This is a genomic window from Stenotrophomonas rhizophila (assembly GCF_001704155.1).
Lineage (GTDB): Bacteria > Pseudomonadota > Gammaproteobacteria > Xanthomonadales > Xanthomonadaceae > Stenotrophomonas > Stenotrophomonas rhizophila_A.
The window spans coordinates 3,420,740-3,444,911 of record NZ_CP016294.1; the positions used below are offsets into that span (position 1 = coordinate 3,420,740).

The following is a 24,172-nucleotide window of genomic DNA, read 5'->3' on the forward strand; positions in this document are numbered from 1 at the left end:
TTACCGCGTCTTCACCGTGTGCTGGCCGTGCACGATCTCGAACGTGAAAGCGTAGAACAGGCTCACCGCCACCGGCTCCACCCGCTCGGCATCGCGACAGTCGCTGCGGTCGGCCGGCGCGCGGCCTGCCGCGAAGTGGCAGACCGCCGCAGGCGAGTAGCGCCACATCGCCACCGCTTCCTGTGCCGCTTCCACCAGCACCCGGTTTTCGGCTGCAGCGCCGGCTATGCACTCACTGCGATCACTCACCGGCACGCTGCGTTCCACCGTGCCGTCGGCGCTCACCACCACCTGCAGGCAGACCGTGGTGGGCGGCAACTCCCGGCGCGGATCGCGCTCCCCCAGCACCGGGTCCGGCGCCGCATACAGTTGTGGCATCCGGTAGCCCTCGCTGGGTTTGAGCGTGTAAGCCTCCACCTGCCCTGACCCTCCCGTCGCGTCAACCCGCAGCCGCTGGTGGCCGACCGTTTCGGCCCGTGAATCCACCGTGGTGAGGCGGTCGTGGCTGGCACAGCCAGCCACTCCCACCACGAGCGCAACCGACGCAGGCAGCGGCCACCTCACTGGCCGGTCACCGTTTCAGTCATGGCGAAGTTCACTGGAATGCGGACCGCGCCCGCCACCGCTTTGCCGTCTTTCATCGCCGGACGGTAGGTCCACTGCCGGGCTGCAGCGATCGATGCGGCGTCGAACACGCCCGGGTTGGTTGCACTGAGCACGCGCACATCGCTGACCCTGCCCTGCGCGTCCACCTCCACCCGCAGCACCACTTCACCGCTCTGGTTGTTCTCGAACGCGCTGGTGGGGTAGCTCGGCGGCGGCATCTTGTCGATCGTCACCGGGCGCTCCAGCCCTGCCTTGGCCGCATCTTCCTGCGCGAACTGGAACGGTTCGGCACTGATCGCCGGGCTGCCGCCGCTGCCGGCCTGGCTGGCCCAGGCGACCGCGCCCAGCCCCATGCACAGCCCCACCACCAGTACCTGGCCGGTCACCCGCGGCAACGCGCTGCGCTTGTGTTCCTTCATCATGGCAATTCGCTCCTTCAACATCGGTTGGCTGCGCCAGTGGCAGGCCATGGGCGCAACCGGGTGGACCAACTGCGCCTTCAGCAGCGCGTTGGCGTAGAGCCGGCGCGAGGCCGGATGCGGGTCGACCGTGCGTGCGTCGCAGGCCAGCTCCTGGTCGCGCAGGAAGCGGCGCGAGGCCCACGGCAACAACGGATGGAACCAGAACAGGCAGCGCAGCAGTGCCAGCGCGGCATTCGCCCAGTGATCGCCATGCCGGCGATGCTGGCATTCATGCTGCAGGATCAGCGCGCGTTCGGCTGCGCTGAAGCGCAGGTCGAAATCCGGGCCGACCACCACGCGTGGTGACCACAGGCCCACCAGGGCCGGCAGGCCGGGATCGGCGCTGGCCTGCCAGTTGCCATCGCTTCGCCGGTGCAAAGCGCCCATGCCACGTTCGAAGCGACGCTGGCCACGCCATTGCAGGGTGCCGGCAAACAGTGCGCCAGCCGCCCACAGCGCGACCAGCAGGGTTGGCCACGGCACCGCGTCGGCCGGCAGCACCGGCGCACGCAGCGCGGCCCCCAGCGCGTGCACCGGCGTGGCCTCGACGAGTGGCGCGCCGGGCAGTGGCAACAGCGGTGCCAGCAGCACCAGCGGCAGCAGCCACCAACTGCGGTACACCAGCGGTGCGCCGCCCAGCCGGCGCAGCAGCGGGCGCAACGCGGCCAGCAGCATCGCACCGATCGCAAGCCACGTGCTTGCGAACAGCATTCCCTGCAGCAGCTCAGTCATGGTCCAGCTCCTGGATCAGCTTCTTCAGTTCGGCGATGTCCTGCGCGCTCAACTCGCCGCGTTCGCTGAAATGGGCCACCAACGGCGCGACCCGGCCGGCGAACAGCTTGTCCAGCAGGCCGCTGCTCTGTTCGGCCACCCAGACCTGGCGCTGCAGCACCGGCGAGTACAGATAGCGGCGGCCGTCACGGCTGGCGCTGATCGCGCCCTTGGTAAGCAGGCGGTTGAGCAGGGTCTTGATGGTGGGCTCTGCCCAGTCGCGGTCGGCCAGGGCCGCCACCACCTCGTCGGCGCCCTGTGGGTGCCGGTTCCAGAGCACTTCCATGACAACGGCTTCGGCTTCGCTGATCTGGCTCATCATTTACATCCGTAATCGACGGATCGATTACGCGCGTAATCCGTGTCCATGTCAAGCCCCTGCGTCGCGGTCCGTTCAAGCCGGAAGTGCTGTAATGCTTTTCAAGACTTTGCAGGAACGCCGAATGACCGAGCATCTCACCGACCTGGACGCTGCCACCGATTGGCTGTTGCAGCGTGTTGACGGGCCGCTGCGCATCGGCGCACCGCTGGCACTGGGCAAGCCGCACCGGCTGCTCAACGCGCTGTATGCGCGGATCGAGAACGACCCGTCGCGACCGCTGCAGATCTACACCGCGCTGTCGTTGAACCCGCCCAAGCCAGGCGGCGGGCTGGAGGCGCGTTTCATGGCACCGTTCGCGGCGCGCCATTTCGGCGAGGATTTCCCGCGCCTGGCCTACGCCGATGCGATGGTCCGCGACCGCCTGCCCGACCACGTGCAGGTGGAGGAGTTCTACATGCAGTCCGGCGCGCTGCTCGGCTCATCGCAGGCCCAGCGCGGCTACACCAGCCTCAACTACACCCATGCCGCCGATGCGGTGGCGCAGCGCGCGCCGCACGCGATCGTGCAGAAAGTGGCGATGCGGCCCGACGACCGGCGCCTGTCGCTGTCGTGCAACAACGACATCACCCAGGACACCATCGACGCCATGCTGGCGCGCGGCCTGCCGCGCCCGCTGCTGATTGCCGAGATCGATCCGCAGCTGCCCTACCTGGGCGGCTCGGCCACGGTGGATGTGTCCTTCTTCGACCTGGTGATCACGCCGCCGGCGCCGTATCCGGCCCTGTTCGGGCTGCCGCGCCAGCCGGTCAGCGATGCGGACTACGCCATCGGGCTGTATGCCAGCGCACTGGTCCGCGATGGTGGCACGCTGCAGATCGGCATCGGCACGCTGGCCGATGCGATCAGCCACGCGCTGGTGCTGCGCCACACCGACAACGCCCGCTACCGGCAGATCCTGCACGCGCTGGACCCGACGTTGGCCAGCCACCCGACGGTGCTCGAATGCGGCGGCCTGGAGCCGTTCGAGGTGGGTCTGTACGGCTGCAGTGAGATGCTCAACGAAGGCTTCCGCCGCCTGGTGCAGACCGGGGTGATTCGACGCAAGGTGCACGATGACCTGGCGCTGATGGAGCGGATTGAAAGCGGCAGCACGCTGACCATCGACCACGCCACGCTGGAAGCGGAAGGCGAATACCTGCATGGCGCGTTCTACCTGGGCTCGCCGGAGTTCTACCAGTGGCTGCGCGACTTGCCGGAAGCGGAATCCCGCGCGATCGGCATGCGACGGATCAGCGAGATCAACCAGCTGTATGGCGGCAACGAAGCGCTGGAACGGCTGCAGCGCCGGCATGCGCGTTTCTTCAATTCCTGCATGATGGCCACCGCGCTGGGCGCGGCGGTGTCCGATGCGCTGGAAGACGGGCGCGTGGTCTCCGGCGTGGGCGGCCAGTACAACTTCGTGGCGATGGCGCACGCGCTGCCCGAGGCACGCAGCGCGCTGATGTTCCGCGCGATCCGCGAGGACAAGGGCACGCTGCAGTCGAACGTGCGCTGGAACTACGGGCACACCACGATTCCGCGCCACCTGCGCGATATCTACATCAACGAATATGGCATCGCCGACCTGCGCAACCTCACCGACGAGGACTGTGTGACCGGCATGGCGGCGATCACCGATGCGGCGTTCCAGGCCAACCTGCTGCAGACAGCGAAGGCCTCGAAGAAGCTGGCGGGTGGTTTTGTCGCGCCGGAGCATTGGGCACGACGCAATACGGCCGCCGCGGTGAGTGCATCGCTGGCGCCGTTCCGGCAGTCCGGCGCCCTGCCCGATTACCCGCTGGGCAGCGATTTCACCGAAGTGGAGCAGCACCTGGTAAAGGCATTGGGCTGGTTGAAGCAGAACACCCAGACCCCGGGCGCGAAGCTGCGCACGGTGCTGGCTGCGTTTACCCAGCCGGCCGGCGATGGCGACGTGGTGTACCTGCAGCGGATGGGATTGGATGCGCCGAAGACGTTCGGCGAGAAAGTTGAAGCGCGCCTGGTGCGGTTGGGCTTGGCGCGCACCGCGTAACGCAGCGCGGACAAATGAAAACGGCGCTTCCGTTTCGGGAAGCGCCGTCTGGACTACGTCGGTTGCTTGCCCTTACCTGGCCAGCTGCGCCTTCGCAGCAGCCACCACCGCATCGGTGGTGATGCCGAAGTGCTTGTACAGCGCTTCGGCCGGGGCCGATGCGCCGAAGGTGTCGATACCGATCACCGCACCGTCCAAGCCCACGTACTGGCGCCAGAAACCGGTGACGCCGGCTTCGACCGCCACGCGGTTGCGCACCGCGTTGGGCAGCACCGATTCACGGTAGGCCGCATCCTGGCGCTCGAACACATCGGTGGACGGCATCGAGACCACGCGGGTCTTGATCCCGGCGGCGTCGAGCTCGGCCTTGGCGGCCACGGCCAGGCCCACTTCCGAACCGGTACCGATCAGGATCACGTCGGGCACGCCGCCTTCGGCATCGGCCAGCACGTAACCGCCACGGGCGATCTGTGCCACCTGGTCGGTGCTGCGCGGCTGGTGCGGCAGGTTCTGGCGGCTGAACACCAGGCAGCTCGGGCCGTCCTGGCGGGTGATTGCCGCCTTCCAGCTGACCGCCGATTCGACCGCATCGCACGGGCGCCACACATCGTTGTTCGGGATGTAGCGCAGCGAGGCCAGGTGCTCCACCGGCTGGTGGGTCGGGCCGTCTTCGCCGAGACCAATCGAGTCGTGGGTGTACACGTGGATGGCATGGGCCGGGATCAGCGCGCTCATGCGCACGCCGTTGCGGGCGTAGTCGCTGAACACCAGGAAGGTGGCATCGAACGGAATGAAGCCGCCATGCAGGGCCAGGCCATTCGCAATGGCGGTCATGCCGAACTCGCGCACGCCGTAGTACACGTAGTTGGCGTTCGGGTCGTCAGTGGCGACCGACTTGCTGGCCTTCCACAGGGTCAGGTTGGAGTGCGCCAGATCGGCCGAACCACCCACCAGCTCCGGCAGCAAAGGCGCGAAGGCTTCAATGGCCAGCTGCGAGGCCTTGCGCGAGGCGATGGTCTGGCCTTCGGCCTGGACCTGGGCGATGTAGGCATCGGCCTTGGCGACGAAATCGGCCGGCAGCTCGCCCTGCGAACGGCGGGTCAGCTCTTCGGCTTCGGCCGGGAACTGCGCGGCGTACTTGTCGAACTGCTGGTCCCACTCGGCCTGGCGCAGGGTGCCGGTACCACCGGCACGCCAGCCGGCGTAGATCTCTTCGGGGATCTCGAACGGGCCGTAGTTCCAGCCCAGCTGCTTGCGGGTGGCTTCCAGCTCATCCTTGCCCAGCGGTGCGCCGTGGCTGGATTCCTTGCCGGCCTTGCCCGGCGAACCGAAACCAATGGTGGTGCGGCAGCAGATCAGGGTCGGCTTGTCGGACTGCGCCAGCGCACTGTCGATGGCGGCCTTGATGCTTTCCGGGTCGTGGCCATCGACGCCGCGCACCACGTTCCAGCCATAGGCTTCGAAACGCTCGGGGGTGTTGTCGGTGAACCAGCCGGCGGTGTTGCCGTCGATGGAGATGTGGTTGTCGTCCCAGAAGCAGACCAGCTTGCCCAGGCCCCAGGTGCCGGCCAGCGAGGCCGCTTCGTGGGAAATGCCTTCCATCAGGCAGCCGTCGCCCAGGAACACCCAGGTGCGGTGGTCGACGATCTCGTGCTCGGGGCGGTTGTAGCGCTGGGCCAGCAGCTTTTCGGCCAGCGCGAAACCAACCGCGTTGGCCAGGCCCTGGCCGAGCGGACCGGTGGTGGTTTCCACCCCGGGGGTTTCATGGTGTTCCGGATGGCCGGCGGTCTTGCTGCCGAGCTGGCGGAACTGCTTGAGCTGTTCGATCGGCAGGTCGTAGCCGCTCAGGTGCAACAGCGCGTACTGCAGCATCGAGCCGTGGCCGTTGGACAGCACGAAGCGGTCGCGGTTGAACCACTTCGGATTGTTCGGGTTGTGACGGAGATAGTCGTTCCAGAGGACTTCGGCGATATCTGCCATGCCCATCGGCATGCCGGGATGCCCGGACTTGGCGGTTTCGACCGCATCAGCGGCAAGGAAGCGGATGGCGTTGGCCAACTGGCGGCGGGTGGGCTGCGTCATGGTTCTGTCGGGGTCGGGAGGCTCCCGCTGGCTGCGGGCCACCCATTGTCCCACAGTCCACCGGGCGGGTCAGGCTGCCCGGGTGTGTGAAGACGGCTGCGGTACACCAACGAAAACGCCCCGCTGGGCGGGGCGCTTCAGCCTGGACGTCGTGGATCAGGCCTCGCCGGTGGCCGAATTGATCACCGCACAGGTCGATTCACGCTGGAACTTCTCACCGGTAGCGTAGCCACCCGGGGTCAGCTTGGTGACCATGACCTTGGAGGACGTCGCTCCCTGCGGGGTGATCACCACGTTCCACGGCAGGGTAACCTGGCCGTTGGAGCCGCTGGCGTTCTGCTCGAACATCAGCAGGCCTGCTTCCTTGTCTTCCGACTTCAGGGTCAAGCCCGAGGTCACGCCTTCCACCTTGATGCGCTTGAACGCCACGTCCGCAGACACCGGGACAACGTCCCAGTTGGTGAACTTGCGGCCCGCGAAATAACTGCCTTCCTGCTTGTAGTTCGGGCATTCCGACTTCGCGCTGGCATCGAACGCCAGCAGGCCGAGCACGGCGACCACCAGATACTTCTTCATGAATGTGATTCTCCTTTCCCCGCACGACGCCGACCCGGCGCCTTCCATGCGCCGGGCCAGTATCCATGGCATCAACCTCGCATTCAATCGCGCGGCGCGACAGTCCCGGAAATGTGACTTTCATCACTTTCGCCCTTGGCTACCAGGGTGGTCAGCGCCAGGTCGCCAGTGACGTTGAGCGCGGTGCGGCACATGTCCAGGAAGTGGTTCACGCCCAGGATCAGGCCGATGCCCATCGGGTCCACGCCGACCATGGCGCAGATCATGGCCACCACGGGCAGCGAGCCGGACGGCACGCCGGCCGTGCCGATGCCGCCCAGGATGCAGACCACCATCACCATCAGCTGCTGGGTGATGCTCAGGTCCACGCCGAAGAACTGGGCCAGGAAGATCACCGTCACGCCTTCGAACAGCGCGGTGCCGTTCTGGTTGGCGGTAGCGCCCACGGTGAGCACGAAGCGCGATACCTTCTGCGGCAGCCCCATCTGGTCGGCCACGCGCAGCGCGGTCGGCAGGGTAGCGTTGCTGGAGGCGGTGGAGAACGCCATCACCGTGGCCTCCTGGGTATCGCGGAAGAACGCCAGCGGCGAACGCCCCGACAGCCACACCGCCGCACCGTAGGTCACCACCATGTGCAGCGCCAGTGCCAGCACCACCACGCCGACGTAGGCGCCCAGGCGGATCAGCAGGTCGAAGCCGAAGATCGCGGCCAGGTTGAACATGAAGCAGGCCACCGCGTACGGCGCCAGGCGGATGACCAGGTTGATCAGGGTCATCGAGACTTCAAACACGCCTTCGATGACCTTGCGCAGTGGCGCGGTCTTCTCATCCGGCGACAGCACCATGCCGATGCCGAACATCAGCGCGAAGAACATCAGCGACAGGATCGCGCCGTTGCTGGAGGCGGCGGCCAGCACGTTGCTGGGCACGATCGACAGCAGCATGTCCATGCCCTTGGGCTGTTCGCCGATGTTGGCCACGATCTCGCGGCTGCGCTCGACATTCTCGTGCAGCAGCTGCTGGGCCATGGCCGGGTCCACGCCCACGCCCGGCTTGAGCACGTTCACCAGCACCAGGCCCAGGCCAACCGCGATGCCCGACAGCAGCACGGTGTAGGCCAGGGTCTTCCAGCCGATCCGGCCGAGCGAGCGGATGTCGCCCATCTCCGACACGCCCATCACCAGCGCCGAGAAGATCAGCGGCACGATCAGCATGAAGATCAGGTTGAGGAACAGGCCCGACAGCGGCGTGGTCAGGTAGGTCATCACCGCGCGCGCGGCATCGGGCAGCCAGGGAATGCCCGGCCCGACGGCGTGCACGATCAGCCCCAGCAGCAGGCCAAGCCCGAAGCCAATGCCCATTTTCCAATGCAATGGCAGCTTCTGCCGGGTCGTTGCGGCCTCAGTCATGGAGCGGTGTTCCTTGAAAATTAGAGAAAGAGCTTAGCAAAGCCGGCCAACCCGGCCCGGGGGCCGCTCAGTGTCCCGAAGGATAGAGCGGCGCCAGCCCAGTATTTTCTGCGGCCTGCGGCGGCTGCCAGTGCGGTCCGTCATGGAAGGCGCGGCGCAGCGCCTGTCGCGCCTGGGTCGCATCGCCCCCGTCGCGGCTCCAGCGCGCGGCCTGCATGTCGCTCAGGGCCTGCCGTTGGGCCGGGTCGGCCAGCCGCGCCAGCACGGCATCCAGGCCGTGTACGCCGCCCATCCTGCCCAGCAGCGCGACGATCTCGTCCAGCCCTTCGTGGTCCAGGGCGCGGCGCAGCTCGCCGCGCGAAGGGGCCTGTGCGGAGGCAGCCGGCCCCACCGCCGCGTGGGATGCGCCGGGCGCTGCCACGCGCCGGCGCCGCCACGCCCACGCCAGGGTCAGCAGCCACAGCACTGCAAAGCCGGCCGCTGCCGCGATCCAGCCCCAGGGGCGGCTGGCTGCGGCCGCCACGGTGACGGCGTCGGACGGCGTGGCGGTGGTACCGGGCAAGGCCGAGGTGGTATCCAGCGCGGTCGGCGGCGGCACCGTACCCGGGGCGCCGGCGGCCACGGCCAGGCTGAGGTCGGGCAGCGTGGCGGTGCGCGCCTGGCGGCCACGCACATCCCACCAGGCCATGCGCGGGCCGGGAATCACCAGGGTGCCGGGCTGGCGTGGCACCACCGAATAGCGGCGGGTCAGGGTCAGGCGCGGGGTGCTGCCGTTGAAGGTTTCGTCGTACTGCGGCGGCTCGGCGAACACCTGCGCGCCCGGACCGGCATCCAGCGGCGGCAGTTCGGGGAACTGCGCACGCGTGGCGCCGTCGGCCACCGCCTCCACCACCACCGTGACCGCCTCGCCGGCGCGGGCGCGGGTGGGCGCGGCGGTGTAGCGCAGGCGCAGGTCGTGCAGCGGCAGCCACGGCTGGGGGGCGGCGTCGGGTTGTGCCTGCACCTGCAGGGTGCGATCGGGCGCGTTGGCGCGCAGCCGACCATCGCCACCGAACAGGTCATCGAAGAAGCCGCCCGCGCTGCGGCCATTGAAGCGCGCGCCCGGCAGCACCAGCGGCCCGCTGCGTTCGGGAATGAGCAGGTAGCGGCGCTCGACCAGGTTGTAGCGCCGCCCGTTGATCTCGCGGACCAGGCTGCGATCCTCGCCGACGCGCTGCATCGAGGCGCCTTCGGGCGCATCCACGCCCAGTTCGCCCGACAGCAGTTGCGAAGCGTAGTACAGGCGCACCACCACGCCCACGCTCTGCTGCACGTAAGGGCTGGCGTCATCGACCTCCATTTCTACGAAGGCAGTGGCGTTGCCGGGCACGGCGGGGGTGGCAGCGGCACTGGCAGCCACGGCCAACTGCAATGGCGCGGTCCGCGCCGCGCCCACCTGGAGCGCGGGGATGGTCAGCACACCACTGCGCCGGGGGCTGAGCGCTACGCCGTACAAGGAGCGCGACTGCATCGCGCCCTGGCTCCACTGCACCTGGCGGCTGCTGGTCTGGCCGCTGAGCTCGAAATCGGCCTGCAACGGCGCGTAATCCGGTGCGCCGGCATCGGTCTCGATATTGAGCGTGACCGTGTCGGTGTCGCTGATCGCATCGCGATCCAGCCACGCGCGGGGCTGGGCCTGGGCCAGGCTGCTCACGCCCAGCAGCAGCCAGGCGCAGGCGCGCCACCAACGTTGCGTGGGGGGTGCTGCGCTCATTGTCCGTCCCGTTTCCTGCGTTCGCTTTCCAGTTGGAATTTCTGCCGCAGCAGGTTGCCCGGTTCATCGGGCACCCGCCGCATCCACGCTTCGACCGCCTGGCGCTGCTCGCGCTGCTGCGGTGTCTCGTTCGCCTCGCGGCGCTGCGCCGGCGTCTTGCCGGCGTCGGCCTGTTGTTTCTCCAACGCCTGGCGCATGCGCTCGCGCTGGGCCGCATCGGCCCGCGCCTGTTCGGCCGGATCCGGCTTGCCCGCCTGCGGATCCTGCGGCGGCGTGCCCTGCCCCGGCTTGGGCTGACCCTGCTCCCCCTTCTCAGAAGCGTCCTGTTTCTGTTGCTGTTGTTGCTGCTGGGACTGCTGCGACTGATTCTGCTTCTGCTGTTGCTGCTGCGGTTGCTGTCCGCCACCCGGTGGCGGCTTGCGGTTGCGCGCGGCATCCACGGCGGCACGGTTGGCCACCGCGTCGGGCATGCCCGGGCGCAGGGCCAGCGCCTGGTCGTAGGCGGCAATTGCGGCGTCGTACTGGCCCTGCCGGGCCAGCGCGTTGCCGAGGTTGTAGCGGGCCTCGGCGTCGTTCACGCCCTCGAACTGCTGTTGTGCTGTCTGGAAATCGCCGCGCCGGTAGGCTTCCACCCCCTCGGCCACGCGCTGCTGGTCGCGCTGGTCGGCGCGCTGCCACCAGTTGCGTTCGGCGGCCTGCGCGGGCGCGGGCATGGCCAGCGGCAGCATCACGCAGACCAGGGCCGCGGCCACCACGCCACGGCGGCGGAACGCCCACAGCGAGAGCAGCATCAGCGGCGGCAGCAGCCAGAAGCCCTCATCGCGCCAGGCCAGGCCTTCGCCTTCGCGGTGTTGCTGCTCGCCTGCGCTGGCGCGCGGGGTCAGCACGTCCAGTGATTTCAGGTCACCCTCGTCGTCGGCCACCGGCGCGTAGCGACCCCCGCCGGCATCGGCCACCGCGCGCAGCGTGTCCGGCTCCAGCTGCGCGCGCGCGATCTGGCCATCGCCGCTGCGGTAGGCCGCACCGGCCGCAGTGCCGAGTCCGAGTACCGAGACGTGGATGTTCTGCGCCTTGGCGGCAGCGGCGGCAGCACGTGCGGGGTCATCGGCACGGTCGGTCAGCAGCAGGATATCGCCGCCCTTGGCGCCGGACTGCTGCAGCAACAGCACCGCCGCTTCAATCGCACGGTCGGCGCGTTGGCCGTCGCGTGGCATCACGTCCGGGGCCAGCGCATCCAGGTACAGCGCCACGTTGGCGGCGTCGCCGGTCAACGGTGCAACGGTGAACGCATCGTCGGCGTAGGCCAGCAACGCCACTTCCCCGCCGCTGCGCTCGCGCAGCAGCGTGGCCAGCTTGGCCCGCGCCTGCAGCAGGCGCGACGGCGGCAGGTCGGTGGCGGTGGTGCGCGAGGAAAGGTCCAGCGCCACCACCAGCGGCGCCGGTGCCTGCCACAGCGGCTGCGGCAGTTGTCGCCAACCCGGTCCGGCCAGGGCCACCACCGCCAGTGTCCAGCCCAGCAACAGCAGCGCCAGCCCGCTCCAGGCGCGGCGCCCGCCGGCCACCAGCAGGTGCGGCAGCAGGTGCGCATCCACGTTCTGCCGCCAGACGCTGCTGCGCCGGCGGCGCCAGGTCCAGAGCAGCGCGATCAGCGGCAGTGCGGCCAGCGCCCAGAGCAGTGCCGGGCGCGCCAGATGCACGTGGTTCAAGAGGGTATTCATGCCCAGCGCCTCGGCAGCAGCCAGCCCAGCCCACCCAGCAGCATGGCCAGCGCCAGCGGCCACGCATAGCGCTCGATATAGGGGCGCACCGCCGCGCCTGCGGCGGTGATCGGCTCCAGCCGGTCCAGCTCGGCATAGATGCCGGCCAGTTCGTCGGTGTTGCGCGCGCGGAACGCACGGCCGCCGGTGAGTTCGGCGATGCGGCGCAGCGTGGCCTCGTCCACCGGGTCGTCGCCGGCGGCGATCTGCACGCCGAACAGGCTCATGCCACCGTCGCCGCCGAAGGCCACCGGATACACGCGCACGCCTTCGGCCTTGGCTAGTTCGGCCGCGCGCAGCGGCTGCAGCACGCCGGCGTTGCTGACGCCGTCGGTCAGCAGGATCAGCACGCGTTGGCCCTCGGGCTGTTCGCGCAGGCGCTTGACCGCCAGTGCGATGGCATCGCCGATGGCAGTGTCGCGGCCGGCCAGGCCGACTTCGCTGTCCGTGAGCTGGTTGCGCACGGTGGTGAGGTCGGCGGTGATCGGGGTCAAGGTGTAGGCACGTTCGCCGAAGATGAGCAGCCCTACCCGGTCGCCGGCACGGCGGTCGAGGAAATCGGCCAGCACTGCTTTGGCCGCGGACAATCGCTGCACGACCTGGTTGCCCAGCATCATGTCCGGTTCGCTCATGCTGCCTGACACGTCCACGGCGAGCATCATCTGCCGGCCCTGCTGCGGCGGGGTGACCGGTTCGCCGAGTTGCTGCGGCCGGGCCATGGCCACGCACAGGCAGGCCCAGGCCAGCCACAGCAGCAGGCGCCCGATCCGCCAACCGGCCACGCCACCGGCCTGGCCGAGTTCGGCCAGCGCACCGGCGGCATACGGCACGCGCAGCGCGGGCGCCGCTGCGTTGCGGCGCGGCCACCAGCGCATCAGCCACGGCAGCGGCAATGCCAACAATGCCCACGGCCAGGCCAGGGCACCCAGCCACGGCAGCACGGAAGACAGGCCCGGGATCATCGGCCGCGCCTGCTGATCAGCTCAAGGAAGCGTGCGCGCGCGAGGTCGCGCACGCGCTGCACGTCGGCAGCGTCGAGGCTGCGACGGTAGCCCCCGTCCAGCAGCAGGCGTCCATCGCCGTCGGAGAAGGCGCGGCTGCCGGGGGCATCCAGGAATTCCAGCCAGGCCTGGCCCTGCAGCAGTTCCGCGCCCGGTTGGCGGCGGCGCGCGGCGCGGCGCAGCAGTTCAGCCATTGCGGCTACCTGGGCAGTGCCATGCTGCGCCGCATCGACCGTCGTGTCGAAGAGCCGCAGCCAGCGCCGCTGCTGGCGCCGTCGATGCGCGCGCCACGCCCAGGCCAACAGCATGACCAGCGCCAGCGCCGCCAGCACCAGCCACCAGCCCAACGGCAGCGGCCACCAGGACGGGATGGGCGGCAGGTGCACATCGCGCAGCGGCAGCGAAGTGGCCGCGCTCATGCAACCACCGCCGACGGCAGCGGGCCCAACCAGCAGTCGCTGGCATCGTCGGTACTGACCACGTGCACCTGGATGCGGCGGGCGCCGAGGCTGCGCTGCAGCGCTTCCAGCGGTTCGACGAAGCGGGCGTGCCAGTGTTCGCGCACGGCGCGATCGTGCAGGTCCAGCACCACCTGCCGGCCCTGCGACAGGAACGGCAGCACGCCATCCGGCGGCGCCAGCTCCAGCGGATCGGCCAGCAGCATCAGCTGCACTTCATGGTGCATGGCCAGCGCGGTCCAGCGTGGAACGTCGATGGCGGCCGCGCGGGCCGGATCGGCCAGCACCACCACGCGCGCGCCGGGGCGCAGCACGCGCGCGGCCTGCTGCAGTGCGTGGTCGAGGCCGGCGTCGTCGGGCAGGGGCGCGGCGTACCAGCGGGTCAGTGCATCGAGTACGCGGAGCACGCCCCGCGTACCGCCGGCCGGTGGGATCGGTGCTTCGCTGCGGCTGCCGCGCAGTGCGGACAGGCGGTCGCCCTGGCGTTGTGCCAGCCACGCCGCCACGGCACCTACCCGCGCGGCCTGTACCGACTTGAAGCGCACCCGGGTGCCGAAGTACAGCACCGGGTCGGTATCGGCCACCAGCAATGTCTGGCGTTCGCGTTCAGCCTGGAACAGCTTGGTATGCGCACGCCCGGTGCGGGCCGTCACCCGCCAGTCGATGTGCCGCGCGTCATCGCCGGCGACGTACTCGCGCGATTCCGCGTACTCCATGCCGCGCCCGCGCATCGGCGAGGGCGCCTGCCCCGCATGCGCCAGCCGCCCGCGTCGCGCCGGTTCCAGCCGGTGCGCGCTGCGCCGCAAGGCAACCAGTTCGGCCAGGGTCGGCTGCACGCCGTTGCCCGCCAGCGCATCGGCAGCAGTGTCATCCGGGGCAGTCATGCGGATCTCAAGGCACCGGGATGCGGGCCAGCAACTCGGCCACCAGCCGCTCGCCATCCCAGCCTTCGGCGGTGGCTTCATAGCTGGGCAGCACGCGGTGGCGCAGCACGTCGGGCGCGACGCTGCGCACGTCCTCGGGGGTCACGAAGTCGCGTCCGGCCAGCCAGGCGCGTGCACGCGCGCAGCGCTCCAGCGCGATCGAACCGCGCGGGCTGGCACCCCAGGCGATGCGCTTTCCCAGCGCCGGGTCATAGCGGCCCGGGTCGCGGGTGGCCAGCACCAGTTCAATCAGGTAACGCTCCAGCGCCGGCGCCATGTGCAGCGACAGCACCGCGCGACGGGCGGCGAACACGTCGACCAGCGGCATGCGCGCCGGCGCCGCCGGCGCGGTGCCGAGCGCATCACGTGCGCGCTCGCGGGCCAGGCGCAGGATCTCGGCTTCGGCGTTGGAATCGGGATAGCCGATCCGCACGTGCATCAGGAACCGGTCCAGCTGGGCTTCGGGCAACGGGAAGGTGCCCTCCTGCTCGATCGGGTTCTGGGTGGCCATCACCAGGAACAGCGCCGGCAGCGGATAGGTATGCCGGCCCACGGTGACCTGGCGCTCGCCCATGGCCTCCAGCAGCGCCGACTGCACCTTGGCCGGGGCCCGGTTGATCTCGTCGGCCAGCAGGATGGGGTGGAAGATCGGACCGGGCACGAATTCGAAGCGGCCTTCCTGCGGCCGCCAGATCTCGGTGCCGGTCAGGTCGGCGGGCAGCAGGTCCGGGGTGAACTGCACCCGCGAGAAGTCGGCCTCCAGGCGCGCAGCCAGTGCGCGGATGGCGGTGGTCTTGGCCAGACCGGGGGCGCCTTCCACCAGCAGGTGGCCATCGGCCAGCAGTGCGGTCAGCAGGCGCTCGACCAGCGCGTCCTGGCCGACGATCTCGGCCGCGAGCGAGTCCCGCAGCGCGCGGAAGCCGGCATGCAGGCGGTCGTGTTCGGGGGTGTCGACGAAGGGCGTGGGGTCGATTGCGGGCATGGGGGGTGGCAGGTTCATGGCGTCCATCTGACCCACGCAACACGCGTAAGGTTCCGCGCACATGATGGCAGGGCTGGCCACGCAGCGGGATCAAGATTGCCTGAACGCGGCTACGCCCGTCCTGCACCGTCGAAGATGGCGCTGCAATAGGGGCCGGCCATTTCAAAGCGCCTGCAGACCATGGGCCGTTCGGCATAGATGCCGCAGGACATGGATTCCCGGTCAAGCGCCACGCACCAGCCGTCCGCGCTTTTGGCCATGGCCAGCACGCCATCGGCAATCTCGGTGGTCAGGTTCGAGGGGACGCACTCCGACGGCGCCAGCACGGCAGTAAGCCGGCAGCATTGCGCGGTGCAACCGGAGCAGTGTGCCTGGGCCATGGGGCAGGATAGCGCGGCGCCCTTGCCCTGCCCTGAACCGCTCCCGGGGAACGAACACCAAAAAAAAAATCCGGCGCCCTTGCGGGCACCGGATCCTTGCTTACCACCGTGTGCTGGATCAGCGGCTCAGTTGGTCTTGGCCACGCGCAGCACCTTCGGGGTGACGAAGACCAGCAGTTCGGCCTTGTCCTTGTTGCGGCTGCGCTTCTTGAACAGGTTGCCCAGGAAGGGCACGTCGCCCAGGAACGGCACCTTGTTGACGCTGTTGCGGTCGGTGAACTCGTACACGCCACCGATCACCACGGTCTGGCCATCATCCACCAGCACGGCGGTGTTGACTTCGCGGCGGTTGATCGAGGGAACCTGGCCGTAGCCTTCCAGCACGATGTAGCTTTCGACTTCATCCTTCTTGACCGCCATGTTCAGGAACACGCGGTTGTCGTTGGTGATGGTCGGGGTGACCTTCAGCTCGAGCAGCACTTCCTTGAACTGCACGTTGGGCGTGGCCGCCTGGCCGGCAGTGCCGCCGGTGATGGTGACGTAGCCGATTTCCTTACCCTGCTTGATCACCGCTTCGCGCTGGTTGGTGGTGACCACGCGCGGGTTGGAGATCACTTCACCACGCGATTCCTGCTGCATCGCCGACAGCTCCACGTCCAGCAGGTAGCCGGCGTTGAGGATCGACAGTGCCAGCGAACCCGGGTTGCTGGCCGCGGCCACCGGCAGGTTCCAGTTCAGGCCACCGGTGTTGATGGTACGGGGCGGACGCACCGGGATCGGACCGGTACCGCCACCGGCAGCCCACTCGTTGAGCGCTTCCTGGTACTCGGTCGCGTTCTCGCCGTCGCTGGTGACGTTTTCGTGGTTGGTGCTGGTGTTGCCACTGAAGTACACGTTGTCGCGGCTGCCGGTGATGCCGAACTTGGCACCCAGTTCACGCGCGAAGGTATCGGTGGCGATCACGATGCGGCTTTCGATCAGCACCTGGTCAACCGGGCGGTCGATCACGTTGATCAGCTCGCGCATGCGCGCGACCTTCTTCGGGATGTCGCTGATCATCAGCGTGTTGGTGCGCTCGTCGGCCACCAGACGGCCACGCGAGGACAGGAAGCCGCTGTCTTCCTGCGAGCTGCCGCCGGAACCGCCACCGCTGCCACCGCCACCACCGCTGCCGCCGATACCCTTGGCTTCGGTCAGCGCTTTGAAGATCTGCGCGGCGTTGTGGTAGTTGATCTGGACGTAATCGGTGATCAGGTCCTGGCGGTTCTCGATCGCGATGCGTGCGTCTTCCTTCTCCTGCTCGAACTTGGCCAGCTCCGGCTGCGGGGCCACCCACACCACGCCACCGTCACGACGCTTGTCCAGGCCCTTGGCCCGCAGCACGATGTCCAGTGCCTGGTCCCACGGCACGTTGACCAGGCGCAGGGTGACGTTGCCTTCGACGGTGTCGGAAGCAACGATGTTCAGGTTGGACTCCTCGGCGATCAACTGCAGCACGGTGCGCACCGGCACGTCCTGGAAGTTGAAGGTCACCGGCTTGCCGCTGTAGCCACGCTGCGCGACCGCGGTGGCCGCCTGGGTCACCGTGGTGGCGTTGATCGCACCGGTGGCCGGGGCGCTCTTGCGGGCGCTGATCTCGACCACGTACTCGTTGCCGGTCTGGTAGGCCAGCGACTCGAAGGCCGTGTTGGTGTCCAGCACCAGCTGGGTGCCACCGCCATACGGCTTGGGATCGATGCGCTGCACCGGCGTGGCGAAGTCGACCACGTTGATCGACTTCTGCAGGTTCGCCGGCAGGGTCGCGTTGCCCACGTCGATCACGACGCTGTTGCCCTGGCTGCGCAGGTCCGGGTTGGCGCCCTTTCCATCGAACTGCAGGATCAGCCGGCCGCTGCCGTCTTCACCGCGCTTGAAATCGATCTTGGACACCGCCAGCGAGGCCGGTGCGGCGGCCGGCGCGGGGCCGACCCCCTGGGTCGTGGCTGCAGCGGCCGGCGTGGCCGCCATCAGGGTGCCATTGGCCACCATGAGCGCGACTCCCAGCGCGCACAGGTGGATCAGCTTCGGGCGCCGGTCGGGACGCTGCAGCATGGCGTTGGAAAAGGTCATCGTGCTATCCCCATAATCATTCATTGATCTTCAAGCGCAAGCGATGCAGGCCGTTCCAGCCAGCCGCCCGCGCCATCCGGCACCAGTTCAATCAGTTCGATCCGGTCTTCGAAGACCCCGGTCACGCGGCCGTCGCTCTGCCCCATGTAGACGGCCGGACGCACCCGATAGGTGACCTTGTCCGGCGCCATCACCAGCGCGACCAGTGCGCTGCCCTTGCCGATTGAACCGACCATGTCCAGGGAGTCCAGCGGGAAGGCTTCCAGCGGCTCCTTGCGGCGGTTCGGATCCGGGCGCAGGCCCGAGCCGCCGGCCTGGGGGTTGGCCCAGGCGTCGGTGAACGGATCACGCATCCCCTGCGCGGAGTACTCAAAGGTCTCGAACTGCTGCATGACAGGCAGCGGTTCGAGCGGCGGTGCCGGGCGGGCGCGCACGTCGGCGACCCACTTTTCCAGGTTGGGCGCGTCACCGGGCGTGCTGGAGATGCTGCGTGCGCAGCCCGCCAACAGGACCAGCATCAGCAGGCCACATACCCGTGCGGTGCTGGCCAGGTTCATGGCTTGCCTCCGTTCGGGCCTGCTGCCTGTGCGGCCGCTTTCTCCTGCGCTTCCATTTCCACGTCGTCCAGGTAACGGTAGGTCTTGACCGTGCCCGACAGTTCCAGCGCGCCGCTGCGCGCGGTGATGCCGGTCTTGGGGTCCTTGGGCTTGAGGTTGATGTCGTGCATGGTCAGGATGACCACGCGCGGCAGCGAAGCCACGCCGCTGACGAACGCACCGAACTGGTGGTAGCTGCCCACCATGCGCAGGGCGATCGGCTTTTCGGCGTAGAACTCCTTGGGCACTTCCTCACCGGGCTGGAACAGCTCGTTGACCAGGCCGCTGGACAGCGCGGTCTGCGAGATGTCGATGATCAGGTCCGGCATTTCGGTCTTGCTGGGCAGCTGGCGCAGCATCTGCTGCAGCACCTGCTCCATCTGGGCCAGCTGCTGCTTGAGCGGCTCCAGGTTGACCGCGCGGCCCTGCTCTTTCTCGAAATCGGCGCGCAGCGAGACTTCGGTCTGCTCCAGCGATGCCAGTTCGTCGCTCTTGCCACTGATCAGCAGGAACCACGAGAGCACGACGATCAGCACGGTCAACAGGGCGCAGAAGACGATCTTCGCCTGCTGTGGCCAGCTCCCGATGTTGTTGAAGTCCAGGTCCTTCAGGTTGACTTTCTTCTGGCTCATGCGGCCCCCTTCTGCGGCGTGCTGGACGCCGCCGGTTGCGTTGCCGGGGCGGGAACGATACGGCTGCCCGAAGGCGCCGGTGCAGCCGGGTCAGCGGCCGGTGCCGGAGCAGTGCCCGGCGCAGGTGCCGGTGCGCCAGTTCCTGCGGGCGCCGGCGCGAGCGGGGCAACGGCGGGGGCAGCGGCAGGCGCGGCATTCGGGTCGGTGCCCGGTGCCTCCACGGTGCCATCCGGCGCGATACCGTCGACCGCTTCGCTCTGCGCGGGCAGCGTCACCTTGACCACGAACACGTACGGCAGCGCGGAAATGTCCGAGACAGGGCCGATCGGCTTGTCCTTCTCTTCTTCCGGCTTCCTGGCTTCGATCACCGACAGTTCCGGCTTGGTCATCCAGCCCGAGCTTTCCAGGTTGCGCATGTAGGCGCTGACCCGGGCGTTGGACTGGGTGCGCCCTTCCAGGGTGAGGATGTCGCCTTCCTGCTTCAACGCGGTCAGCACCAGCCCATCAGGGATGGTCCGGACCAGCGCATCGAACAGGTGCACCATCTGCGAGCGCTTGGCCTGCAGCTGTTCGATCACCTTCTTGCGCGCCAGCAGGCGGTCCTTCTGGCGATCGAGGCGGTCGATTTCCTTGTTCTGCTCCTTGACCCGTGCGATCTCGGCCGTGAGGAACGCGTTGCGGTCCTCCTGGCCACTGAGCTGGCGGTCGTAGTAGAACCAGATCAGCGCCGACAGCACCACGCCTGCGATAGCCGCAAAGCCGAGCATGGTCATGAACTCGCGCTGGCGTTGCTTGCGCCGCTCGGCGCGCCAGGGCAATAGATTGATTCTTGCCATCAGTCGAAGCTCCTCAGCGCCAGACCGGTGGCAATCATCAGCGCCGGGGCGTCCTGGGCCAGGGCATGCGCCTGCACCTTCGGACCCAGCGTCATCTGCGCCAGCGGATTGGCCACCACGGTGGCCACGCCCAGCTGTTCCTCCACCATCTCCGGCAGACCGGCCAGCGCCGCGCAACCGCCGGCCAGCACGATGTGGTCGACCCGGTTGAACTCACTGCCTGCATAGAAGAACTGCAGCAGGCGGCTGATCTGCTGGACCGTGGCTTCCTTGAACGGCTCGAGCACTTCCATCTCGTAGCTTTCCGGCAACCCACCCTGGCGCTTGGCCAGGCCCGCTTCCTCGTAGGTCAGGCCGTAGCGGCGCATGACCTCGTCGGTCAGCTGCTTGCCACCGAACACCTGTTCGCGGCTGTAGAGGCTGCGCCCGCCACGAAGCACGTTCAGGGTGGTCATGGTGGCACCGATGTCGACCAGCGCGACCACGCCATCGCTGGCGATTGGCAGTTCACTGGCCACCAGCGCGAAGGCGTTTTCGACCGCGAAGGCCTCCACGTCCATCACCCGGGCGGTCAGGCCACCGAGCTCCAGCGCCGATTGGCGCAGCTCCACGTTCTCCGACCGCGACGCCGCCAACAGCACCTGGACCATTTCCGGGTTGTTGGGAATCGCACCCAGCACCTCGAAATCGAGGTTCACTTCCTCGATCGGGTACGGGATGTAGTTGACCGCTTCGAGCTCGACCTGGGCTTCCATGTCGTTCTCGTCCAGGTCAGCGGGCATCGGGATGAGCTTGGTGATGACCGCAGAGCCGGCCACGGCTGCGGCGGCATGCCGGGCCTTGGTGCCTGAACGGTTCACCGCGCGGCGGATGGCCTCACCCACGGCCTCCACTTCCACGATGTTCTTTTCCACCACCGCATTCGGCGGTAGTGGTTCCACAGCGTAATGTTCCACGCGGAAACGATTGCCACTGCGGGAAAGCTGCAAGAGCTTTACTGCAGTCGAGCTGATGTCGACGCCAATAAGCGGCGACTGGCTTTTTGGGATAAGCCCCACGGTTTCTCCCCTGCCGACGGGCACTTGGACGCAAAACTTGCGCCCGCGCATTAATAACGTTTTTTTTGCAATTCGCAACCATCAACGTGCAAAACGTGTACTTACGACACGTTTCACCCGTCCCCTGACGGTGACCGAAATGCTCTCCCCGGGAACAACCCCAGCCGTTCCCTTGCGTAATCTATACTCTGCGGCCACGAAATTCGCAATCGGAATCTGACACTGATGACTCGCCTTCGCCGCTGGCTGCGCTGGTTGCTGGTCGCCTTCCTGGTCCTGGCACTGATCGGCGCCGCGGTCGCCGGGGGCCTGTACTACGCCATTTCCTCCCGTCTTCCCGACGTCCAGACCCTGCGCGACATCGAGATGCAGGAGCCCATGTACGTCTATGCGGCCGACGGCAAGCTCATGGCAGTGTTCGGCGAGTCCCGTCGCACCCCGATCACCATGAAGGAGGTCCCCGAGCGCCTGAAGCAGGCCTTCCTGGCTACCGAGGACGCCCGCTTCTATGAACACGGGGGCGTGGACTACAAGGGCATCGGCCGCGCGGTCTGGCTGCTGGCCACCACCAACGACAAGCGGGTCCCGGGTGGGTCGACCATCACCCAACAGGTCGCCCGCCAGTTCTTCCTCAGCTCCGAGTACAGCTACACCCGCAAGCTGGCCGAGATCCTGCTGGCGCGCAAGATCGAGCAGGAACTGAGCAAGGACGAGATCTTCGAGCTGTATCTCAACAAGAGCTTCTTCGGCAACCGCGCCTACGGCGTGGCTGCGGCGGCCGAGTTCTACTACGGCAAGAAGCTGGGCGAGCTGAGCCTGGACGAGATGGCCTCGCTGGCCGGCATCCCCAAGTTCCCCTCCAGCGGCAACCCGATCAGCAACCCCGAGCGCGCCCGCGAGCGCCGCGACTACTACGTGCTGCAGCGCATGGCCAACCTGGGCTTCATCAGCCAGGCCGAGGCCGACGCAGCCAAGGCGGTGCCGATGCACGCCAGCGCGCATGAGCCGCCGCTGCAGGTCGAGGCCCCCTACGTGGCCGAACTGGTCCGCCAGGAGATGATCGCCCGGTTCGGCGGCGACGTGCTCAACAAGGGCTACCACGTCACCACCACCATCAACGCCGAGATGCAGACCGCCGCCAACCTGGCCGTGCGCGACGGCCTGCTGGCCTACGACCACCGCCACGGCTGGCACGGGGTGGAGCAGCAGGTGGCGCTGGGCGCGGGCGATGATGCGGCCGCACTGGCCGCGCACCTGCGCGGTATCAATGGCCAGTCCGGGCTGTTGCCGGCCATCGTGGCCGGCACCGGCGCCGATGGCAGCGCCACGGTGGTGCTGGCCAACCGCACCGAGGTGGTGCTGCCCGCCTCGGCAGCGAAGTGGACCGGCAAGAGCCCGGCCAAGCTGGTCCAGCGCGGTGACATCGTCCGCGTGCGCGCTGGCGAGAAGGAAGGCGAGTGGTTGCTGGACCAGATCCCGCGCGGCCAGTCCGCGCTGGTCTCGCTGGATGCTCAAACCGGTGCGCTGAAGGCCCTGGTGGGCGGTTTCAGCTTCTCCGGCAACAAGTTCAACCGCGCCACCCAGGCGCGTCGCCAGCCCGGTTCGAGCTTCAAGCCGTTCATCTACGCCGCCGCGTTCGACAAGGGCTTCAACCCGGCCTCGATCGTGCTCGATGCGCCGGTGGTGTTCCGCGACCGCCGCGGCAAGACCTGGCAGCCGCAGAACGACGGCGGCGGCTTCCGTGGCCCGATGCGCCTGCGCGAAGCGCTGGTGCAGTCGCGCAACCTGGTGTCGGTGCGCCTGCTGGACGGCATGGGCGTGGAGTACGCGCGCAAGTACATCAGCGAATTCGGCTTTGCCGAAGCCGAGCTGCCGCCGAACCTGTCGATGTCGCTGGGTACCGCTTCGCTGACCCCGCTGTCGGTGGCGCGTGGCTATGCTGTGTTCGCCAACGGCGGCTCGCGCGTGGACACCTGGCTGATCGACCAGGTCAGCGACCGCGACGGCAACCTGGTGTTCAAGGAAAACCCGGCCCGGGCCTGCCGCGAATGCGTGGGCACCAGTGGCGGGGCGCCGGTGAGCCAGGTCGTGGACGGCTTCAACTTTGGTGCCGCCGCCGCACCTGCACCGGCCGGCCCGGCCAAGCCGCAGCAGGCGGCGGAGCCGGCCGTGCCGGTAGACCCGAACGCGCGCACCGCGCCGCGTGCGATCGACGCGCGCACCGCCTACCAGCTGGTCTCGATGATGCGCGACGTGGTCCAGCGCGGCACCGGCACGGCGGCCAAGGTGCTCGGTCGCGAGGACGTGGGCGGCAAGACCGGCTCCACCAATGACCACCGCGATGCGTGGTTCTCCGGCTTCGGCGGCCCGTACGCCACCACCGTATGGGTGGGCCGCGACGATTTCCGTTCGCTGGGCTACCGCGAGTACGGCGGCCGCGCCGCGCTGCCGATCTGGATCGACTACATGCGGGTGGCGCTGAAGGACACCCCGATCGCGCAGAACGAGCCGCCGACCGGGATGGTCCAGGCGACGCTCAATGGCGCTACCGAGTGGGTCAAGGTCGAGGACATGGAGAAGCTGGCCGAGTACGACTTCAACACCCAGACCCCGCAGGCCGACGACGCGGCGTTCGATATTTTTTGATGGCACAAGGGTGCCGGCCGATGGCCGGCACCACATCGATGTCACATGATCGGTGTACATTCGTGGGCAGGTCGTAACAGGGGAGCATCGCTCATGCATCGGGCCCGTCAGCATGCCGAGAGCCAGACCCGCGAACGCCGCCACCGGCTTGCCCACGAGGCGGCGCGGTTGATGGCCGAAGGCGGAATCCGCGATTACCACCAGGCCAAGCTGAAAGCCGCCGGGCGACTGGGCATCCACGACGATGCCTCGCTGCCGCGCAATACCGAGATCGAAGACGCCCTGCGCGAGTACCAGCGCCTGTTCGCCGGCCCCGGGCATGGCACGCAGCTGCGACAACGCCGCGAAGCCGGCCTGCGTGCGCTGGAATTCCTGCACGGCTTCGCACCACGCCTGTGCGGACCGGTGCTGGACGGCACCGCCGACGCCAACAGTCCGGTGCAGCTGCAGCTGCACAGCGACGATGCCGATGCCGTGCAGCGGTTCCTGGAAGAACACCGCATCCCGGCCGAGTCGCGAATGCGCCGCCTGCGCCTGGACCGCGAACGCACGATGGACGTGCCGGTGTGGGTGTTCTCCGCCGAAGGGCTGACCTTCGACGTGGCGGTGCTGCCCTACGACGCGCTGCGCCAGCCGCCGCTGTCGAGCATCGACGAGAAACCGATGCGACGGGCCTCGGCCGCGCAGCTGCGCAGCCTGCTGGCCGAGGATGAGATCAGGGGCTATCTGGACGGCCCCTGAGC

General features: G+C 68.3%; 21 protein-coding genes. 3 read left to right on the plus strand and 18 right to left on the minus strand.

Features of this window, described 5'->3' with window-relative positions:
- The 3 genes from BAY15_RS15240 to BAY15_RS15250 are packed head-to-tail and all read right to left on the minus strand — an operon-like array spanning nt 1 to nt 2,157.
- The gene (locus BAY15_RS15240; protein WP_237334273.1) at nt 1-522 is read right to left on the minus strand and encodes an energy transducer TonB; all 522 of its coding nucleotides are present in this window, start codon (nt 520-522) and stop codon (nt 1-3) included.
- A 38-nt stretch (nt 523-560) separates the two neighbouring features.
- Nucleotides 561-1,799 carry a M56 family metallopeptidase gene (locus BAY15_RS15245; RefSeq protein ID WP_068853859.1) on the minus strand — a complete coding sequence of 413 codons (1,239 nt, stop codon included), beginning with the start codon at nt 1,797-1,799 and terminating at the stop codon, nt 561-563.
- Nucleotides 1,792-2,157 (minus strand): BlaI/MecI/CopY family transcriptional regulator, encoded by a 366-nt coding sequence (locus BAY15_RS15250; protein ID WP_068854753.1) that lies wholly within the window; start codon nt 2,155-2,157, stop codon nt 1,792-1,794. The genes BAY15_RS15245 and BAY15_RS15250 overlap by 8 nt, the downstream gene beginning before the upstream one ends.
- A 124-nt stretch (nt 2,158-2,281) precedes the next feature.
- Here BAY15_RS15250 and BAY15_RS15255 point away from each other — a divergent pair, with 124 nt between their 5' ends.
- A complete protein-coding gene (locus tag BAY15_RS15255) occupies nt 2,282-4,231 on the plus strand; it encodes an acetyl-CoA hydrolase/transferase C-terminal domain-containing protein (protein ID WP_068853860.1) in 1,950 nt (649 codons plus the stop codon).
- A 72-nt stretch (nt 4,232-4,303) separates the two neighbouring features.
- Here the strand turns inward: BAY15_RS15255 and tkt are convergent, their stop codons facing one another.
- From tkt to BAY15_RS15330, 15 genes are all read right to left on the minus strand, one after another.
- Nucleotides 4,304-6,313 carry a transketolase gene (gene tkt, locus BAY15_RS15260; RefSeq protein ID WP_068853861.1) on the minus strand — a complete coding sequence of 670 codons (2,010 nt, stop codon included), beginning with the start codon at nt 6,311-6,313 and terminating at the stop codon, nt 4,304-4,306.
- 156 nt (nt 6,314-6,469) lie between these two features.
- Nucleotides 6,470-6,889 carry a hypothetical protein gene (locus BAY15_RS15265; protein ID WP_237334274.1) on the minus strand — a complete coding sequence of 140 codons (420 nt, stop codon included), beginning with the start codon at nt 6,887-6,889 and terminating at the stop codon, nt 6,470-6,472.
- A gap of 83 nt (nt 6,890-6,972) precedes the next feature.
- Nucleotides 6,973-8,298: a dicarboxylate/amino acid:cation symporter gene (locus BAY15_RS15270; protein WP_083214202.1), complete on the minus strand. Its 1,326-nt coding sequence runs from the start codon at nt 8,296-8,298 to the stop codon at nt 6,973-6,975.
- A 67-nt stretch (nt 8,299-8,365) separates the two neighbouring features.
- Entirely contained in the window at nt 8,366-10,051 is a 1,686-nt protein-coding gene (locus tag BAY15_RS15275; protein ID WP_068853863.1) for a BatD family protein, read from the minus strand.
- Nucleotides 10,048-11,769 (minus strand): tetratricopeptide repeat protein, encoded by a 1,722-nt coding sequence (locus BAY15_RS15280; RefSeq protein WP_068853864.1) that lies wholly within the window; start codon nt 11,767-11,769, stop codon nt 10,048-10,050. The genes BAY15_RS15275 and BAY15_RS15280 overlap by 4 nt, the downstream gene beginning before the upstream one ends.
- On the minus strand, nt 11,766-12,770 hold the full coding sequence (locus BAY15_RS15285) for a vWA domain-containing protein (protein ID WP_068853865.1): 1,005 nt from the start codon (nt 12,768-12,770) through the stop codon (nt 11,766-11,768). Before BAY15_RS15285 ends, BAY15_RS15280 begins: the two co-directional genes overlap by 4 nt.
- Nucleotides 12,767-13,228, minus strand: a complete 462-nt coding sequence (locus tag BAY15_RS15290) for a DUF4381 family protein (protein ID WP_068853866.1) — start codon at nt 13,226-13,228, stop codon at nt 12,767-12,769. Before BAY15_RS15290 ends, BAY15_RS15285 begins: the two co-directional genes overlap by 4 nt.
- Nucleotides 13,225-14,151, minus strand: coding sequence for a DUF58 domain-containing protein (locus BAY15_RS15295; protein ID WP_068853867.1), 927 nt, complete (start codon nt 14,149-14,151; stop codon nt 13,225-13,227). Before BAY15_RS15295 ends, BAY15_RS15290 begins: the two co-directional genes overlap by 4 nt.
- 7 nt (nt 14,152-14,158) lie before the next feature.
- Nucleotides 14,159-15,190 carry an AAA family ATPase gene (locus BAY15_RS15300; RefSeq protein WP_068854757.1) on the minus strand — a complete coding sequence of 344 codons (1,032 nt, stop codon included), beginning with the start codon at nt 15,188-15,190 and terminating at the stop codon, nt 14,159-14,161.
- Between the two features lie 92 nt (nt 15,191-15,282).
- Nucleotides 15,283-15,498 carry a YkgJ family cysteine cluster protein gene (locus BAY15_RS15305; protein WP_237334275.1) on the minus strand — a complete coding sequence of 72 codons (216 nt, stop codon included), beginning with the start codon at nt 15,496-15,498 and terminating at the stop codon, nt 15,283-15,285.
- A gap of 180 nt (nt 15,499-15,678) precedes the next feature.
- Complete coding sequence (locus BAY15_RS15310) at nt 15,679-17,661, minus strand: type IV pilus secretin PilQ (protein WP_068853869.1); 1,983 nt, start codon at nt 17,659-17,661, stop codon at nt 15,679-15,681.
- A gap of 20 nt (nt 17,662-17,681) precedes the next feature.
- On the minus strand, nt 17,682-18,179 hold the full coding sequence (locus BAY15_RS15315) for a pilus assembly protein PilP (RefSeq protein WP_237334367.1): 498 nt from the start codon (nt 18,177-18,179) through the stop codon (nt 17,682-17,684).
- 35 nt (nt 18,180-18,214) lie between these two features.
- Nucleotides 18,215-18,889 carry a type 4a pilus biogenesis protein PilO gene (locus tag BAY15_RS15320; protein WP_068853871.1) on the minus strand — a complete coding sequence of 225 codons (675 nt, stop codon included), beginning with the start codon at nt 18,887-18,889 and terminating at the stop codon, nt 18,215-18,217.
- Nucleotides 18,886-19,725, minus strand: a complete 840-nt coding sequence (locus BAY15_RS15325) for a PilN domain-containing protein (RefSeq protein ID WP_068853872.1) — start codon at nt 19,723-19,725, stop codon at nt 18,886-18,888. The genes BAY15_RS15320 and BAY15_RS15325 overlap by 4 nt, the downstream gene beginning before the upstream one ends.
- Complete coding sequence (locus BAY15_RS15330) at nt 19,725-20,783, minus strand: pilus assembly protein PilM (RefSeq protein WP_038686523.1); 1,059 nt, start codon at nt 20,781-20,783, stop codon at nt 19,725-19,727. Before BAY15_RS15330 ends, BAY15_RS15325 begins: the two co-directional genes overlap by 1 nt.
- A 225-nt stretch (nt 20,784-21,008) precedes the next feature.
- On the opposite strand from BAY15_RS15330, the gene BAY15_RS15335 reads away from it, so the two are divergent.
- Together BAY15_RS15335 and BAY15_RS15340 are read left to right on the plus strand one after the other, a co-directional pair.
- Nucleotides 21,009-23,429 carry a penicillin-binding protein 1A gene (locus BAY15_RS15335; RefSeq protein WP_068853873.1) on the plus strand — a complete coding sequence of 807 codons (2,421 nt, stop codon included), beginning with the start codon at nt 21,009-21,011 and terminating at the stop codon, nt 23,427-23,429.
- 93 nt (nt 23,430-23,522) lie between these two features.
- Entirely contained in the window at nt 23,523-24,170 is a 648-nt protein-coding gene (locus tag BAY15_RS15340) for a hypothetical protein (RefSeq protein WP_068853874.1), read from the plus strand.
- Nucleotides 24,171-24,172: the final 2 nt, after the last annotated feature.

Coding starts and splice junctions, on each gene's coding strand:
- BAY15_RS15300 (WP_068854757.1), bottom strand. CDS start 15,190: ATGAACCTGCCACCCCCCATGCCCGCAATCGACCCCACGCCCTTCGTC.
- BAY15_RS15335 (WP_068853873.1), top strand. CDS start 21,009: ATGACTCGCCTTCGCCGCTGGCTGCGCTGGTTGCTGGTCGCCTTCCTG.
- BAY15_RS15295 (WP_068853867.1), bottom strand. CDS start 14,151: ATGACTGCCCCGGATGACACTGCTGCCGATGCGCTGGCGGGCAACGGC.
- BAY15_RS15280 (WP_068853864.1), bottom strand. CDS start 11,769: ATGAATACCCTCTTGAACCACGTGCATCTGGCGCGCCCGGCACTGCTC.
- BAY15_RS15245 (WP_068853859.1), bottom strand. CDS start 1,799: ATGACTGAGCTGCTGCAGGGAATGCTGTTCGCAAGCACGTGGCTTGCG.
- BAY15_RS15320 (WP_068853871.1), bottom strand. CDS start 18,889: ATGAGCCAGAAGAAAGTCAACCTGAAGGACCTGGACTTCAACAACATC.
- BAY15_RS15340 (WP_068853874.1), top strand. CDS start 23,523: ATGCATCGGGCCCGTCAGCATGCCGAGAGCCAGACCCGCGAACGCCGC.
- BAY15_RS15315 (WP_237334367.1), bottom strand. CDS start 18,179: ATGCTGGTCCTGTTGGCGGGCTGCGCACGCAGCATCTCCAGCACGCCC.
- BAY15_RS15265 (WP_237334274.1), bottom strand. CDS start 6,889: ATGAAGAAGTATCTGGTGGTCGCCGTGCTCGGCCTGCTGGCGTTCGAT.
- BAY15_RS15325 (WP_068853872.1), bottom strand. CDS start 19,725: ATGGCAAGAATCAATCTATTGCCCTGGCGCGCCGAGCGGCGCAAGCAA.
- BAY15_RS15255 (WP_068853860.1), top strand. CDS start 2,282: ATGACCGAGCATCTCACCGACCTGGACGCTGCCACCGATTGGCTGTTG.
- BAY15_RS15250 (WP_068854753.1), bottom strand. CDS start 2,157: ATGAGCCAGATCAGCGAAGCCGAAGCCGTTGTCATGGAAGTGCTCTGG.
- BAY15_RS15290 (WP_068853866.1), bottom strand. CDS start 13,228: ATGAGCGCGGCCACTTCGCTGCCGCTGCGCGATGTGCACCTGCCGCCC.
- tkt (WP_068853861.1), bottom strand. CDS start 6,313: ATGACGCAGCCCACCCGCCGCCAGTTGGCCAACGCCATCCGCTTCCTT.
- BAY15_RS15310 (WP_068853869.1), bottom strand. CDS start 17,661: ATGACCTTTTCCAACGCCATGCTGCAGCGTCCCGACCGGCGCCCGAAG.
- BAY15_RS15285 (WP_068853865.1), bottom strand. CDS start 12,770: ATGATCCCGGGCCTGTCTTCCGTGCTGCCGTGGCTGGGTGCCCTGGCC.
- BAY15_RS15270 (WP_083214202.1), bottom strand. CDS start 8,298: ATGACTGAGGCCGCAACGACCCGGCAGAAGCTGCCATTGCATTGGAAA.
- BAY15_RS15275 (WP_068853863.1), bottom strand. CDS start 10,051: ATGAGCGCAGCACCCCCCACGCAACGTTGGTGGCGCGCCTGCGCCTGG.